Genomic DNA, 14,733 nt, shown 5'->3' on the forward strand with positions numbered 1-14,733 from the left:
TGGAAACCGGTCCGCTCCTCGTCGAAACCCTCCTGCCCGGGCAGGAACACCTCACCCTCGACCCGCGACACCAGCGAAGAGAACTCACTCATAAGGCAACCTTTCCACGAAGGCGGAACCAAGCCCCGCCTGCATAAATGATGTTGATGCGGCCGGCACTCCATGTCCAATAAGAAACCGTGCTGGACGTCAGAAGCCGTGCCTATTGGACGCGGTCGCGCGGATGCCGCACGCTTTTCCCGGCGAACTCAAGTCAAGGAGCCGGTATGGGTAATTCGGAAAGCACGGCGGAGATGCACCGTGTGTTCAGCACTGCCGCGGACGTGTACGACCAGAGCGGAGTCGAATTCTTCGGCCCCATCGGCCGCAAGCTGGTCGAATTCTCCGGAATTCGCAGCGGCGACTCGGTGCTGGACGTGGGCTGCGGCCGTGGCGCCGTGCTCTGGCCGGCAGCGGCGGCCGTGGGCGGCACCGGCGAGGTCATCGGAATCGACCTCGCCGAGGAAATGGTCACGTACGCGGACGCCGACGCGCGTTCGCGGGGCCTGACCCACGTGACCACCCAGGTCATGAACGGCCAGGTGCCGGACTTCCCGGCCGGGCGCTTCGACGCGGTGCTCGGCGGCTTCAGCGTCTTCATCTGGACGCACGGCGCGGCCGAACTGCGCCCCTACCGCACGATCCTGCGCCCCGGCGGTCTCTTCGCGGCCAGCGCGCCCTCCTTCTTCCCCACCGCCACGGGCAAGTGGGGATTCCTCCCCGAGGACGTGCACGACCTGCTGCTGCCGCACCTGACCCGGCCCAAGGAGGGCGATGCCTACGACTGCCCCTTCACCAACATCCACAACAACTGGCTGGTGACCCCCGAGGCCGTCACGGCCACCCTGACCGACGCGGGCTTCACCGACGTGTCCGTACGGGAAGAGGACCTGCCCATCGTCGTGGAGTCCGGGGCCCAGTGGGTCGACTGGACCCGCTCGCACGGCATGCGCCGGCTGTGGGACAGGCTGTCCGAGCAGGAGGCCGCGGAGCTGTCCGCCGAGGTCGCCCGGCGCCTGGACGCCCTGCGCTCGGCCGACGGCACCATCACCCTGCCGACCCCGATCGTGTACCTGCGAGGCCGGGCCCCGCAGGCCTGACCCGTCACCCCGCGCTGGTCATCCGCCGCAGCCCCGCCCACTCCAGGGCCGCGTACACCCCCACGACCAGCGCGCCGATCAGCATGAACACGATGCCGAACCCGGTGAGCGGGACGAAATCCCCCGCGGCCACCACCAGGCATGCGACGGCGGAGCCGAGATTCACCCCGATCACGGCTTTGACCAGGCCGGCCGGGATCACCGGGTACCCCGCGATGAGGGCCAGTGAGGCCGCCCCGCCGAGCTGGAAGAGCCCGAAGCCGATGCTGAAGGCGACCGGCATCCCGGTGGCGGAACCGAGCGGGCCGCACGCGGCGATGAGCACGGCGGCCATCACAGCGGTGCTGGCACTGTCGATCCGCAGGACCAGCCGCAGGAAGCGGTCGGCCGCCTGCCGGACGGCAGGGTCGGTCGTATGCATGGTCTGTGTCATGGCAGAGCTCCTTCGCACCGGACTGTGCCCCCACCGTGACACGGGACAGGTCGCGGACTCCATGACCTCAGAGGTCATGGAGTCCGCGACCCCGGCGGCTACCGTGGAGTGCATGAAGACCGAAGACCCGCCCCGCGTCGGGCTGTTGCTGCGCGACTGGCGCCAGCGCAGGAAGTTCAGCCAGCTCGACCTCGCCCTGCGTGCCGAGACCTCCACCCGGCACCTGTCCTGCGTGGAGACGGGGCGGGCCCGGCCCAGCCGGGAGATGGTGCTGCGGCTCGCCGAGCACCTCGACGTGCCGCTGCGCGACCGCAACAGCCTGCTGCTGGCGGCCGGCTACGCCCCCGCCTACCAGGAGAGCCCCCTGGACAGCGACCGCATGGCGATGGCACGCCAGGCGCTGCGGAGCATGCTGGCCGGCCACGAGCCCTACCCGGCGGCGGTCGTCGACCGGGTCTGGAACATCGTCGACTCCAACCGTTCGATGTCCCTCCTGCTGGACAGCGTCCCGCCGACCCTGACGGCCGGGGGCGCGAACGTGATGCGCCTGATCCTGCACCCGGACGGCCTTCCGCAGCACTGCCTCAACTTCGCGGAGGTCCGCGCCCACGCCCTCGGCCGTCTCCTGCACCAGGCCAACGGCACCGGCCACCCCGAACTGCAGGCGCTGTACGACGAGGTGTCCGCCTACCCGCCGCCGCCGGGCACCGGCGCCCCGGCCGGCCCGGTCGACGCGACCGGGATGGTCGTCCCGCTGAGGCTGCGCACCCCCTTCGGCGACATGGCGCTGTTCAGCATGATCGCCACCTTCGGCGCGCCCGCGGACGTGACGCTGTCGGAACTCGCGGTCGAGACCTTCTTCCCGATGGACGAGGAGACGGCCCGGCTCCTGCGCCTGCACGCGGCGGCGGCCCACCCGCAGGGCCCCCAGGGCTTCTGACACGGCGTGGCCGGTCAGGAGCCGTCCGAAGCCCGGGTCGCAGAGCCGCGCCTTCCCGGTGTCACGTCCGCGGGACCGGTCCCGGATCCGGCCGGTCCGGCCCGGGGCCGGTTCACCCGGTGTCCACCCGGTGTCCAGCCGTCCGTCCGGGATTGTCGGTGGGGTTTGTCGGTCGGGCGTGCTTTGCTGGGGACATGATCGATGAGTTCCTGGCACAAGGCCTGTCCGATGTGGAAGAGGCCGTCCGCAAGGCGGCGGCGGTCGAGATCATGCCGAGATTCCGCCAGCTCGCCGACCACGAGGTCGATGAGAAGAGCGGACCGCACGACCTGGTGACGGTCGCCGACCGCAAGGCCGAGGAGCACCTCACGGCCGCCCTGACGCGGCTGCTGCCCGGCTCGGCCGTGGTCGGCGAGGAGGCCGTGCACGCCGACCCGACCGTGTACGAGGCGCTGCGCGCCGACGCCCCGGTGTGGATCGTGGACCCGGTCGACGGGACCCGGCAGTTCGTCTCCGGCGACCCCGCCTTCTGCACCCTGGTGGCGCTGGCCCACCGCGGGGAGATCCTCGCCTCCTGGACCTTCGCCCCGGCTCTGGAGGAGCTGGCGACCGCCGTGCGCGGGCAGGGCGCGTACGTCAACGGCGAGCGGATCCACAGCGGTTCGCCCGAGCCGGGCGCCGAGCTGCGGATCGCCATGGCCCACCCGCTGTACACCTCCGACCAGGACAAGCGGACCCTGAGCCGGCTGGACGCGCCCGGCGTGGCGGCCAGGCCCTGCGGATCGGCGGGCCTGGAGTACCTGAAGGTGGCCCGCGGCGAGATGGACGGCCTGGCCTTCACCTGGCCCTCGGCCTGGGACCACGCGGCCGGACTGCTGCTGGTCGCCGAGGCCGGCGGGGCGCAGAGCACCGTCGCCGGGCTCCCCTTCCGGGTGGACCGCGACAACGCGCTGCCCTTCGCGGTCGGCCGGGACGAGGCCACCGTGGTCCGCATCCGCGACCTGCTGCGGGGTTAGGTACCGCGCGGCCGGAATATCCTTGGGAACACAGGCGCCGCCGGACGAAGGAGTCGCAAGTGCCGTCGATTCTCGATGCGGTCGTGGTGGGGGCGGGGCCCAACGGGCTGACGGCCGCCGTCGAACTGGCCCGGCGCGGCTTCTCGGTGGCCGTCTTCGAAGCCGCCGGCACGGTCGGCGGCGGAGCCCGGACCGAGGAGCTGACCCTCCCCGGCTTCCGGCACGACCCCTGCTCGGCCGTGCACCCGCTCGGCATCGGCTCGCCCGTCTTCGCCACGATGCCGCTGAAGCGGTACGGGCTGGAGTGGCTGCACGCCCCGCTGCCCATGGCGCACCCCTTCGACGACGGCACGGCCGCCGTCCTCTCCCGCTCGGTCGCGGAGACGGCGGCGTCCCTCGGGCCGCGCGACGCCGGTGCGTACCGGCGGCTCGTGGGGCCCTACCTCGGCAAATGGGACACGCTGGCCCGGGACTTCATGTCGCTGCCGAGCACCGCCCTGCCCCGCGACCCCGTCACCCTCGCCCGCTTCGGGCTCACCGGGCTGCCCCCCTCGACGTGGCTCATGCGCCGCTTCCACGACGACCGGGCCCGGGCGATGTTCGCGGGGCTCGTCGCGCACGCCATCGCCCCGCTGGACGGGATCGGCACCGGAGCCCTCGGCCTGGTCTTCGCCCTGGCCGCGCACGCGAACGGCTGGCCCCTGCCGCGCGGCGGCTCGCAGTCGATCTCCGACGCGCTCGTCGCGTACCTTCGCGACCTCGGCGGCACGGTGCACACCGGCTTCGAGGTCAAGCGGCTCGACGACCTCCCGCCGGCCCGCGCGTACGTCTTCGACACCTCGCCGACCGCGCTGGCCCGCATCGCACGCCTGGGCCGGGCGTACGAGGGCTACAAGTACGGCGCCTCCGTGTTCAAGATCGACTACGCGCTGGACGGCCCCGTCCCGTGGACCGCCGAGGAACCGCGCCGGGCCGGCACCGTCCAGATCGGCCCGCGGGCCCGCGACATCGACGCCGCCCTGCAACTCGCCTGCGGCGGGCGAGCCCCTCGCAGCCCCTTCCTCATCACCGCGCAGCCCAGCCTCGTCGACCCCGGCCGGGCGCCCGAGGGCAAGCACGTGTTCTGGGCGTACGGTCATGTCCCGGCGGGCTGGGGCGGCGACCTCACCGGCGCCGTCGAACGCCAACTGGAGCGCTTCGCACCGGGCTTCCGCGACCTGGTCCTGGCGCGCGCCACGGCCGGCCCGCCCGAGCTCGCCGCCCGCAACCCCAACTACGTCGGCGGGGACATCGCCTGCGGCGCGGCCTCGGGGCTCCAGCTCCTGCTGCGCCCCAAGCTCTCCCTGTTCCCGTACGCGACCTCCCACCCGGCCGTCTTCATCTGCTCCTCCGCGACCCCGCCGGGCCCGGGCGTGCACGGCATGTCCGGCCACAACGCAGCCAAGGCGGTCTGGCGCCACCTGCGAAAGGACTCCTGATGCTCCGCATCACCCTGGTCCTCGGCGACATCACCGCCGAGAAGGCCGACGCGATCGTCAACGCCGCGAACTCCTCGCTGCTCGGCGGCGGCGGGGTGGACGGCGCCATCCACCGGCGCGGCGGGCCGCAGATCCTCGCCGCCTGCGAGGACCTGCGCCGCTCGCACTACGGCAAGGGCCTGCCGACCGGCAAGGCCGTCGCCACCACCGCGGGCCGGCTCGCGGCCGGGCACGTCATCCACACCGTCGGCCCGGTCTGGTCGCGGGAGGACGACCGGTCGGCGCTGCTGGCCTCCTGCTACCGCGAGTCCCTGCGGGTCGCCGACGAGCTGGGGGCCCGTTCGGTCGCCTTCCCGGCCATCTCCACGGGGATCTACGGCTGGCCGATGGACGACGGGGCGCGGATCGCCGTGGAGACCGTACGGGCGGCGCGGACCGACGTGGAAGAGGTGCGGTTCGTGCTCTTCGACGCGGCGGCCTACGCGGCCTTCGAGGCGGCGGTCGAGGCCGCCCGCTAGGCCACGCCCGCGGACCTCACAGGGGTCGCGCGGAGCCGCCCGGGGAGGGGCGCGGGTACGTGCGGGACTGCTTGACACTGCCGTACGCGAAGCTCGACTCGATCGAGGCGATGCCGGGAATGGCGTGGATCCGGTGGCGCACCAGGGCCTCGTAGGCCTCCAGGTCCTCGATGACCACGCGCAGCAGGTAGTCGCTGCTCCCAGCCATCAGGTAGCAGTCCTGGATGTGCTCGATGACCGCCACGTGCTCCTCGAAGAGCCGGACCGCCTCCGCGGTGTGGCGTTCCAGCCGGATCCGGACGAAGACGGTGACCGGGAGTCCGAAGGCGACCTGGTCCACCATCGCCGTGTAGCCGCGGATCAGCCCCGCCTCCTCCAGGCGCCGGACGCGGCGCAGACAGGGCGAGGGAGAGAGCCGTACGCGGTCGGCGAGGTCCTGGTTGCTCAGGCGGCCGTCGGCCTGCAATTCCCGGATGATCTGCAGATCGACTGCGTCCATGGCCACTCCTTGGCAGATTCTGCCCCAAACGTATGTCCGAGAGGCAGAACTGGCAATCGGCTGCCCCGTCCGAAGCCCTAGCCTTGCCCGGGAACGGACCAGACCGGTCCGGTCTCAGAGGCTGGAGCAATTTCCGTGGTCGCGACGAACATCACCGGGGTGACCGCGCCTCCCGACACAGCGGTCCCGTCGGCCGGAAACCCCGGCCGACGCGGGCTCTCCCCGCACGCCCAGGGCGTGCTCGCGCTCCTGGTGACCGTGTCGATCTGGGCCGCCTTCGCGCTCAGCGCCCGGGCCCTGAGCGCCTCCACCCTCCTGCCCGCCGATGCGGCCCTGCTGCGCTTCGGCGTCCCGATCGTCGTCCTGCTTCCCGCGCTGTGGCGCCGCCGCCACCGGATCGCGGCGGTCCGGCCGGGCCCCGCGATCAAGATCATCTGCGGTGCGGGGGTGCCGTTCTTCCTGGCGGCGATGCACGGCGGCGCCCTGACGTCCGCGGCGTTCGTCGGCTCGATCGTCCCCGGAATGGTCCCGCTGTTCGTCTCCGCGCTCATGGTCGCGCGCGGGCACGGCATGCCCCGCGGGACCCAGGCGGCCGGGCTCGCGCTGATCGCGGCCGGCGTGATCGCCCTCGTCTGGCGCTACGTCGTCCCCGTGGACACGGACGTCCTGGCGGGTGCCGGAATCCTCCTGGTGGCCAGCGGACTGTGGGCCCTCTACACGGTGGGCCTGCGGGACGTCGACCTCGACCCGATCGGCTCGATCGGACTGCTGTGCCTGCCCTCCTTCGCGGTGATCGGGCTCCTGGTCCTGACCGGGGTGCTCCCGACGGGCCTCGCGCACGCGGCGGGCGGCGACATCGCCCTGTTCCTCGTCGTGCAGGGGCTCGGGGTCGGCCTGTGCGCCGGCCTGCTGTACGCCTTCGCCATCCGCAGGCTCGGCGCCGAGCGCAGCTCCGTCTTCGGCAGCCTCAGCCCCGTGGCCGTGGTCCTGCTGGCCATCCCCCTCCTCGACGAATCACCCACCCTCGCCGTGCTCATCGGCGTACCCCTCATCACCGTCGGCGTCGTACTCGCCAACCGCCGACCCGGCATCCGCCTCAGGGGGTGCCTTGCCGGTGAGGCAGGGCTCGCGGCGTCCGACAAGACACCCCCTAGACCCGAGGTCCCCGCACATGCTTGAGCTCCTCCCGCCGCCGCCCACCGACCCGCTGTGGGACCTGACCGCGGAGTTCGCCGCCGACGAGCGGCCCGAGCGCCTGAACCTCGTCCTCGGCGTCTACCGCGACCACACGGACCGCACGCCCGTCATGGCCGCCGTCCGTGACGCCGAGATGCGTCTTGCGGAGCGCTCCGAGTCCAAGGAGTACCGGGGGCTCTCCGGCAACGCCGCCTTCAACCGGGCCATGCAGGCGCTGGTCCTGGGGGCCGAGGTGCCCGCCGACCGGGCCGTGGCCGTCCAGACCGTCGCCGGCTCCGGCGCGCTGCGGCTGCTGGCCGACCTGATATGCCGGACCCGCCCGGGCACGACGGTCTGGATCAGCGACCCCGCGTACGTGAACCACCGGCCGATCCTTGAGGCCGCCGGGCTGAAGGTCCGTACGTACGGCTGGCGTGACGCACAGGGCGGCTTCGACGCGGATGGCGTGCTGCGGGAACTGGGCGGCGCGCAGCGCGGTGACGTCGTCCTGCTCCAGGGGTGCTGCCACAACCCGACGGGAGCCGACCCCACGCTGGACGCCTGGGAGGCGCTGGCCGAGCTGGCCGTCCGGGGCGGCTGGGTGCCGTTCGTCGACCTCGCCTACCACGGGCTCGGCGACGGACTGGAGGCCGACCTGCTGCCCACGCGCATCCTGGCCGCGCGCGTGCCCGAGATGCTGATCGCCGTCAGCTGCTCGAAGAACTTCGGCCTCTACAGCGACCGCACCGGCTGCGCCATCGTCCTCGGCCAGTCCGGCCAGGCGCTGCGGCACGTCGAGACGGCCCTGCAGAACGCCGCCAGGACGCTGTACTCGATGCCGCCCGAGCACGGCGCCGCCGTCGTCACCACGATCCTGGAGGACACCGGGCTGCGAACCGCCTGGCAGACGGAACTGGAGGTCATGCGCGGCCGGATCGTGGCCAACCGGGCCGACCTCACGACCCACCTGAGCGCCCTGGGCTGCGGCCCGCAGGCGCGGGCCCTCGCGCTGCAGAAGGGGATGTTCTCGATGCTGCCGCTCGACGCGGCGCAGATGCTGCGGCTGCGCCGGGACTTCGCCGTCTACGGCACCACGTCGGGCCGGATCAACATCGCGGGGATCCCGGGCCACCGGATTCCCCGGCTCGCGCAGGCCGTCGCGGCGGTGCTGGGGGAGGCGCGGGCGACCCGGCCCCTCGAAGGCGCGCTGCGGCAGTAGCCGGACACGACAGTCCCCGGCAGTCCCGCCGATCCATGAGCCATCCGCCGTCGCCGATGGCTCCCGTGGATCGCGAGATCTGCCGGGGGCCTGGCCAGAGCCTGGACAAGGGTCACGCGGCACTCTGGACGTCTCCAGAGGGGGGTGCGGCTCTATCCGGTTTTCCGGTGTATTGATGAGTTTCCTCCCTATTTCGCCCGAGTCAAGGGTTCTGGAGCTTCCGGTGTGACGAGCTCGTGCGGCGAGCTCCGGTCCCCGGCCGGCCGTCCCGCCCGGGGGCCGGAATCGCCGGACACAGAGCCCCGCGCCGATGCCTCGGATAGGGTGAATCGGTAGGAATCAGGCCCCCCGGGGTGAGGTCGGTGCGTTGGACACTTACCAGTCGACGAGCGAGGTGCCGGACCCGCCGGCGGCGGCTGTCGGGTACGCGGGCGTGCTCCGCGAGCTGCTGCCGATCGCCCTGTGGCGGGAGGACGCGGACGGGCGCGTCGTCGAATGGTCGCTCGCCGCCCAGGACCTGCTCGGGTACTGCCCCGAGGACATCCTCGGCCGCCTCGGCTCCGCCGTCCTGGTCCCCGACGCCAACCGTGAGCTCGCCGGTCAGCTGACCCGCCGCGTCCAGGCGGGCGAGACCGTCGGTGGCACCCTGCCCGTGCGCCACCGGGACGGCCACCGCGTCGTCATGGAGATGTGGATCGTCCCCGCCCAAGACCCGCAAGGGCGTACGGGGGCCATGCTCATCGCCGTGGAGACCTCCGAGGTGCTCCACATGCGCGACTCGCTCGCCGCCCTGGAGAGCCTGTTCACCCAGTCGCCCATCGGCATCGGCACCCTCGGCCTCGACCTGCGCTTCATCCGGGTCAACGACGCGCTGGCCCGGATGAACGGGGTCCCGCCCGCCGAGCACGTCGGCAAACGGCTCACCGAGGTCGTACCCGGGGTCAACGCCGGGGCGCTGGAGGCGACCATGCGCCAAGTCCTCGACCGGGGCACGGCCGTCGTCGACGTCCGCCGCACCGGGCGGACCGCGGCCGACCCCGAGCACGACCGGACCTGGTCCTGCTCGTACGCCCCCCTGCGCGACGGCTCCGGGCGGCCGCTGGGCCTGATCGCCTCCCTCATCGACATCACCGAGGGCCAGCGGGCCCAGGCCGACGCCGAACGGGCCAGGCGCCGCTTCGCCCTGCTGGCGGAGGCGGGCACCCGCATCGGCACCACCCTGGACCTCCATCAGACCGCCCGGGAGATCGTGGACGTCCTCGTACCGCAGCTCGCGGACTCGGCCGACGTCCAGCTGCTCGAAGCGGCGATCGAACCGGACGAGGCGGCCGGCTCCACCCACGGAGTCCTGCGGCGGCTGGCCGTCAGATTCCCCGACCCGGACGCCCCCACCGCGAAACTCGCCGCGGGCCAGACCCTCCAGATCCCCGAGGGCAGCGTCTACGAGCAGGTCATCGCCGACGGGCGGGCCATGAACCTCTACGTGTCCGACATCCCGGAGCTGATCACGGACCCGCGCGCCGAACCGCTGCGCGCCTACCTCGCCACCCTCGGCGCCGCCCGCCTGGTCCCGCTGGTCGCCCGGGGCGCCGTGCTCGGAGCGGTCGTCGTGACCCGGGTCCGCGAGCGCGGGCCCTTCGACGAACAGGACTGCGTACTCGTCGACGAGCTGGTCGCCCGCGCCGCCCTCAACATCGACAACGCCCGGATGTACACCCGTCAGCGGCAGGCCGCCCTGACCCTCCAGCGCAGCCTCACCAACAGCGAGCTGCTCCAGGTCACCGGCCTCGAACTGACCGGGCGCTACCTGCCCGCCAGCGACCACGACGTCGGCGGCGACTGGTTCGACGTCATCCAGCTGCCCGGCGGGCGGACCGGCCTGGTCATCGGGGACGTCATGGGCCACGGGATCCACGCGGCGGCCGTGATGGGCCAGCTGCGCACGGCCGTACGGACCCTCGCGCGCCTCGACGTGCCCCCGGCCCGGATGCTCGGCTCGCTCGACGCCGTCGTGGCCGACCTGGGCGAGGACGAGATGGCCACCTGCGTCTACGCCGTCCACGACCCGGCGTCCGGGGGCTGTGTCATCGCCCGCGCCGGGCACCCGCCGCCCGCCGTCGTCGGCGCCGACGGGACCATCACCTTCCTCCACGGCCCTCCCGGCACCCCGCTGGGCACGGGCGGGCAGGACTTCCGCACCGAAGAGGTGCGGCTGCCCCCGGGAAGCCTGCTCGTGCTCTACACCGACGGCCTCATCGAGGCCCGGGACCGGGACCTCGACGAGGGCATGGACCAGCTGGCGCGGGCCCTGCGCGGGGCGCAGCAGCCCCTGGAGGAGCTCTGCGACGGGATCCTGCAGCGGCTGCTGCCGGACGCTCCCCAGGACGACGTGGCGGTGCTGCTGGCCCGCACGCGGCCGGTCTGAGAGCCGGCCCGGTCTGCGGCCCCCCGGCCGGGCCGCGTCACCAGGCCAGGTCCTCCAGCGAGTCCAGGTCCGCCGCGTCCAGGTCCAGCAGGTCCGGCGCCGACGGCTCCGATCCCCCGGTCAGCGGCAGCTCGGCCCAGATGACCTTGCCGCGGTCCGTGTAGCGGGTGCCCCACCGTTCGGCGTACTGGGCGACGAGGAACAGCCCGCGCCCGCCCTCGTCGGTGGTGGCCGCGTACCGCAGGTGCGGGGAGGTGCTGCTGCCGTCGGAGACCTCGCAGATGAGGCTGCGGTCGCACAGCAGCCGGACCCGGACCGGCGCGCTCCCGTACCGGATGGCATTGGTGACCAGCTCGCTGAGGATGAGCTCGGTGCTGAAGGAGATGTCGTCCAGCCCCCATGCGGAGAGCTGCGCCGAACCGGCGTTGCGCACCCGCGAGACGGCCGACGGCTCGCCGGGCACCTCCCACTCGGCGATCTTGCCGGGCTCCAGCCGCCGGGTGTCGGCGATCAGCAGGGCGATGTCGTCCGCCGGCGTCGGGAACAGCATCGCGGCGAGCACGTCCGCGCAGGCCTGCTCGGGGCTGCGGCCGGTCGCGGACAGCGTCTCGGCCAGCAGGCGCAGGCCGGAGTCGAAGTCCCGCTGGCGGTCCTCCACCAGACCGTCGGTGAACAGCACGAGCCGGCTCCCCTCGGGCAGCTGCAGCTCGACGGCCTCGAAGGGCATGCCGCCCACCCCGAGCGGGAGCCCGGCGGGCAGCGTCGGGAAGTCCACGTGGCCGTCGGCCCGCACCAGGGCGGGCCCGGGGTGTCCGGCGCTGGCCATCACACACCGCCCGGAGACCGGGTCGTAGACCGCGTACAGGCAGGTGGCGCCCGTGATCCCGGCCGATTCGCCCATCCCGTCCGGACCGCCCCCGTCGCCGCCGCCCGCGGACTCGTTCTGGTCGATCCGGCTGATCAACTCGTCCAGGTGCCCGAGCAGCTCGTCGGGCGGCAGGTCCAGGGTGGAGAAGTTGTGCACGGCGGTCCGCAGCCGGCCCATCGTGGCCGCCGCGTGCACCCCGTGCCCGACGACGTCGCCGACGACCAGCGCCACCCGGGCGCCCGGCAGCGGGATCACGTCGAACCAGTCCCCGCTCACCCCCGCCTTCGCGGGCAGGTAGCGGAAGGCGACGTCCACGGCGGTCTGCTCGGGCAGCACCCGGGGGAGCAGGCTGCGCTGCAGGGTCACGGCCGTCGCGTGCTCGCGCGTGAAGCGGCGGGCGTTGTCGATGGAGACGGCCGCGCGCGCCGCCAGCTCCATCGCGAAGGAACGGTCCTCCTCGTCGAAGGCCTCCGGGGTGTCGGCGGCCCGCCAGAAGTTGGCCATGCCCAGGACAACGCCCCGCGCCTGGAGGGGTACGGAGATCAGCGAGTGGAAGCCGTAGTCGAGGGCCAGCCGGGTCCCGTCGGCGTCCTGCGCCCGCCAGCCCATGGCGGCCTGCAGATCGGCGGCGAGCACCGCCTGCCCGGCGTCCAGGGCCGCGGCCATCGGCGCGGTCGGCACGACGAACCGGATGGTGTCGCCGACCGCCTGCAGCGGCTGGTCCGCGCGGACCCCGCTCATGGCCGCCCGCCGCATCTCCGTGTACATGCCGGCGACCAGCGAGGGCTCGTCACCGTGCAGCACCGGCTCCAGCAGTTCCACGGTGACGAAGTCCGCGAAACGGGGGACGGCGACCTCCGACAGCTCCTCGGCGGTCCGCACCACGTCCAGCGTGGTCCCGATCCGCCCGCCGGCGTCGTAGAGCAGCTGGAGCCGCTCGCGGGCCACCTCGGCCCGGCCGGAGAGCGCGGCGAGCTCGGTGGAGTCGCGCAGGGTAATGACGGTGCCGGAGGGCTGGCCTCCGTACGGCTTGGCGAGCCGCTGGTTGACCGCGAGCAGCCGGTCGCCCGCCAGGTGCACCTCGTCCGTCGCGACCCGGCCCGAAACGAGCAGCTCGGTGGTGCGCGGGTCGAGGCCGAGGTCGGCGACGTGCCGCTGCTCGGCGTCGGGCGGCAGGTCGAGCAGCCGTCTGGCCTCGTCGTTGGCGAGGACGAGGCGCCGGTCGGTCCCGATGATGAGGACTCCCTCGCGCACGGCGTGCAGCACGGCCTCGTGGTGCTCGTTCATCCGCGCCATCTCGGCGGCGCCCAGACCGTGGGTCTGGCGCCGCAGCCGTCGGCTGACCAGGAAGGCGCCGCCCGTGCCGAGCAGCAGGGCGGCCACCGTGGCGCCGACGAGGAGCGGGATCTGGTGCTCGACGGCGTCGGACACGTTCGCCACCTCGATGCCCGTGCCGACCAGGCCGATGACCGCGCCGTCCGCGTCCCGCACGGGCACGACGGCCCGCACCGCGTCGCTGGGCTCGCCCAGGAACGTTTCGGTGAAGGACTGCCCGGCGAGGGCGCGGGAGAGGTCGCCCGGGGCGCGCTTGCCGATCAGCTCGGGCCGCGAGTCGGTGTACCGGATCCCGTCGAGGTTCATCACGGCGATGAAGTCGATGCCGGAGCCGCGGCGTGCGGCGTCGGCCAGCGGCTGGAGCTCGGCGGTCGGGTTCGCCGCCTTCAGCGCCGCCGGGAGGCCGGGGGCGTGGGCGAAGGCCTCGGCCGCCGCGAGCGAGCGGTTGCGCGCGTCGCGCTCGGTGTCGTACCGGGACTGGACCACCAGCGCCACCGCGCCCGCGGTGGCGAGCAGCAGCACTATCACCGCCATGAGGGCGAAGACCTGACCGGCGACACTGTGCGCCCACCCGGACGGGCGCGCGAGCAGGCGCGGGCCCCACCCGGTCGGCTGGCGACCATTACGTCCGGTCATGAGCCCTTTCTAACACTGTCCAGGTGGTTTGGGGGCGGCTGCGCGGCGGCGGCGGCCGCCCGGTACGCGCGGGGGCTGAGGCCGACGTACGAGGTGAAGTGCTGGCGGAAGGTGACCTCGCTGGCGAAACCGGCGCGGCGGGCCACCTCCGGGACCGGGTGGTCGGTGCGTTCCAGCAGCTTGCGGGCCCCGTCCAGGCGGTGACTCAGCAGCCACCGGTGGGGAGTGGTGCCGGTGGCCGCGGCGAAGTGCCGGGCGAAGGAGCGCGGGGACATCCCCGCCCAGCGGGCCAGGGTGGCCACGTCGAGCGGTTCGTGCAGATGGCGCAGGGCGCGTTCCCGTACGGCCGCCAGGGTTTCGGCGGTCCGGTCGGCCGCGGGCGTGGGCCGGTCCAGGTACTGGGCGTGGTCCCCGGTGCGGAAGGGACCCGTCACCATCGAGCGGGCGATGGCGGCGGCGGCCTCGGCGCCGTGCGCCTCCCGGACGAGGTGCAGGCACAGGTCGATGCCCGAGGCCACCCCGGCGGAGGTCCACAGCCCGCCGTCCTCCACGTAGAGCGGGGCGTCCTCGACCAGTACCCCCGGATGGCGGGCGGCGAGCCGGGGAGCCAGCGACCAGTGGGTCACCGCCCGGCGGCCTTCCAGCAGCCCGGCCTCCGCGAGGACGAACGCCCCGGCGCACAGTGCGGCCACCGGGACGCCCCGGGCGTGCGCCTCCCGGAGGGCGGCGAGGGCCGGCTCCGGCGTCGGATCGTCCGGCGAGGCCAGCGCCGGTACGACGACCAGGTCGGCCGAGGTCAGCCAGTCGAGCCCGCGGTCGGGGGCCAGGGTCAGCCCGCCGGGCAGGGCGATCGGTCCGGGCTCCACGGCGCACCGGCGCAGCTCGAACGGCGGCACCCCGCCGCGGGTGCGGTCGGGGCCCCAGACCTCGGTGATCACGGCGAGGTCGAAGCTGCGGATGCCGGGCTGGACGAGGATCGCGACGCGGTGCACGAGGCCAGTGTGCCATCCTGCCAGGCTGGCAGGATCCCATCGATCCGGGGCGCCGGTGG

At 73.5% G+C, this 14,733-nt stretch carries 12 protein-coding genes; 8 read left to right on the top strand and 4 right to left on the bottom strand.

From position 1 onward, the window contains the following. Positions 1-266: 266 nt before the first annotated feature. On the top strand, positions 267-1,139 hold the full coding sequence (locus ACFYOB_RS16050) for a class I SAM-dependent methyltransferase (protein WP_388560255.1): 873 nt from the start codon (positions 267-269) through the stop codon (positions 1,137-1,139). Between the two features lie 4 nt (positions 1,140-1,143). On the opposite strand, the gene ACFYOB_RS16055 is transcribed toward ACFYOB_RS16050, so the two are convergent. After that, positions 1,144-1,572 (bottom strand): hypothetical protein, encoded by a 429-nt coding sequence (locus tag ACFYOB_RS16055; protein WP_388560257.1) that lies wholly within the window; start codon positions 1,570-1,572, stop codon positions 1,144-1,146. Positions 1,573-1,684: 112 nt separating this feature from the next. Between ACFYOB_RS16055 and ACFYOB_RS16060 the strand changes: the two genes are divergently transcribed. The 4 genes from ACFYOB_RS16060 to ACFYOB_RS16075 all read left to right on the top strand — a co-directional run bounded on the left by ACFYOB_RS16060 (position 1,685) and on the right by ACFYOB_RS16075 (position 5,524). Then, positions 1,685-2,512 (top strand): helix-turn-helix domain-containing protein, encoded by an 828-nt coding sequence (locus tag ACFYOB_RS16060; RefSeq protein WP_388560717.1) that lies wholly within the window; start codon positions 1,685-1,687, stop codon positions 2,510-2,512. A 194-nt stretch (positions 2,513-2,706) separates the two neighbouring features. Continuing rightward, a complete protein-coding gene (locus ACFYOB_RS16065; RefSeq protein ID WP_388560259.1) occupies positions 2,707-3,528 on the top strand; it encodes an inositol monophosphatase family protein in 822 nt (273 codons plus the stop codon). A 59-nt stretch (positions 3,529-3,587) separates the two neighbouring features. Then, positions 3,588-5,006: a phytoene desaturase family protein gene (locus ACFYOB_RS16070; RefSeq protein ID WP_388560261.1), complete on the top strand. Its 1,419-nt coding sequence runs from the start codon at positions 3,588-3,590 to the stop codon at positions 5,004-5,006. After that, a complete protein-coding gene (locus tag ACFYOB_RS16075) occupies positions 5,006-5,524 on the top strand; it encodes an O-acetyl-ADP-ribose deacetylase (protein ID WP_388560263.1) in 519 nt (172 codons plus the stop codon). Before ACFYOB_RS16070 ends, ACFYOB_RS16075 begins: the two co-directional genes overlap by 1 nt. A 16-nt stretch (positions 5,525-5,540) precedes the next feature. Here ACFYOB_RS16075 and ACFYOB_RS16080 read toward each other — a convergent pair whose 3' ends face one another. Beyond that, a complete protein-coding gene (locus ACFYOB_RS16080; protein ID WP_388560265.1) occupies positions 5,541-6,023 on the bottom strand; it encodes an Lrp/AsnC family transcriptional regulator in 483 nt (160 codons plus the stop codon). Positions 6,024-6,158: 135 nt separating this feature from the next. Here ACFYOB_RS16080 and ACFYOB_RS16085 point away from each other — a divergent pair, with 135 nt between their 5' ends. From ACFYOB_RS16085 to ACFYOB_RS16095, 3 genes are all read left to right on the top strand, one after another. Next, a complete protein-coding gene (locus ACFYOB_RS16085) occupies positions 6,159-7,202 on the top strand; it encodes a DMT family transporter (protein WP_388560267.1) in 1,044 nt (347 codons plus the stop codon). Then, positions 7,195-8,418 carry an aromatic amino acid transaminase gene (locus ACFYOB_RS16090; protein ID WP_388560269.1) on the top strand — a complete coding sequence of 408 codons (1,224 nt, stop codon included), beginning with the start codon at positions 7,195-7,197 and terminating at the stop codon, positions 8,416-8,418. Before ACFYOB_RS16085 ends, ACFYOB_RS16090 begins: the two co-directional genes overlap by 8 nt. Positions 8,419-8,785: 367 nt before the next feature. Continuing rightward, complete coding sequence (locus tag ACFYOB_RS16095; protein WP_388560270.1) at positions 8,786-10,843, top strand: SpoIIE family protein phosphatase; 2,058 nt, start codon at positions 8,786-8,788, stop codon at positions 10,841-10,843. A gap of 37 nt (positions 10,844-10,880) precedes the next feature. On the opposite strand, the gene ACFYOB_RS16100 is transcribed toward ACFYOB_RS16095, so the two are convergent. Both ACFYOB_RS16100 and ACFYOB_RS16105 read right to left on the bottom strand, forming a co-directional pair. After that, entirely contained in the window at positions 10,881-13,682 is a 2,802-nt protein-coding gene (locus tag ACFYOB_RS16100; RefSeq protein ID WP_388560272.1) for a SpoIIE family protein phosphatase, read from the bottom strand. Beyond that, positions 13,679-14,674: a GlxA family transcriptional regulator gene (locus ACFYOB_RS16105; RefSeq protein WP_388560274.1), complete on the bottom strand. Its 996-nt coding sequence runs from the start codon at positions 14,672-14,674 to the stop codon at positions 13,679-13,681. The genes ACFYOB_RS16100 and ACFYOB_RS16105 overlap by 4 nt, the downstream gene beginning before the upstream one ends. Between the last annotated feature and the right edge of the window lie 59 nt (positions 14,675-14,733).

Source organism: Streptomyces sp. NPDC006463 (assembly GCF_042870715.1).
In the GTDB taxonomy this organism is placed as follows: domain Bacteria; phylum Actinomycetota; class Actinomycetes; order Streptomycetales; family Streptomycetaceae; genus Streptomyces.

Coding starts and splice junctions, on each gene's coding strand:
- ACFYOB_RS16050 (WP_388560255.1), top strand. CDS start 267: ATGGGTAATTCGGAAAGCACGGCGGAGATGCACCGTGTGTTCAGCACT.
- ACFYOB_RS16055 (WP_388560257.1), bottom strand. CDS start 1,572: ATGACACAGACCATGCATACGACCGACCCTGCCGTCCGGCAGGCGGCC.
- ACFYOB_RS16060 (WP_388560717.1), top strand. CDS start 1,685: ATGAAGACCGAAGACCCGCCCCGCGTCGGGCTGTTGCTGCGCGACTGG.
- ACFYOB_RS16065 (WP_388560259.1), top strand. CDS start 2,707: ATGATCGATGAGTTCCTGGCACAAGGCCTGTCCGATGTGGAAGAGGCC.
- ACFYOB_RS16075 (WP_388560263.1), top strand. CDS start 5,006: ATGCTCCGCATCACCCTGGTCCTCGGCGACATCACCGCCGAGAAGGCC.
- ACFYOB_RS16080 (WP_388560265.1), bottom strand. CDS start 6,023: ATGGACGCAGTCGATCTGCAGATCATCCGGGAATTGCAGGCCGACGGC.
- ACFYOB_RS16090 (WP_388560269.1), top strand. CDS start 7,195: ATGCTTGAGCTCCTCCCGCCGCCGCCCACCGACCCGCTGTGGGACCTG.
- ACFYOB_RS16100 (WP_388560272.1), bottom strand. CDS start 13,682: ATGACCGGACGTAATGGTCGCCAGCCGACCGGGTGGGGCCCGCGCCTG.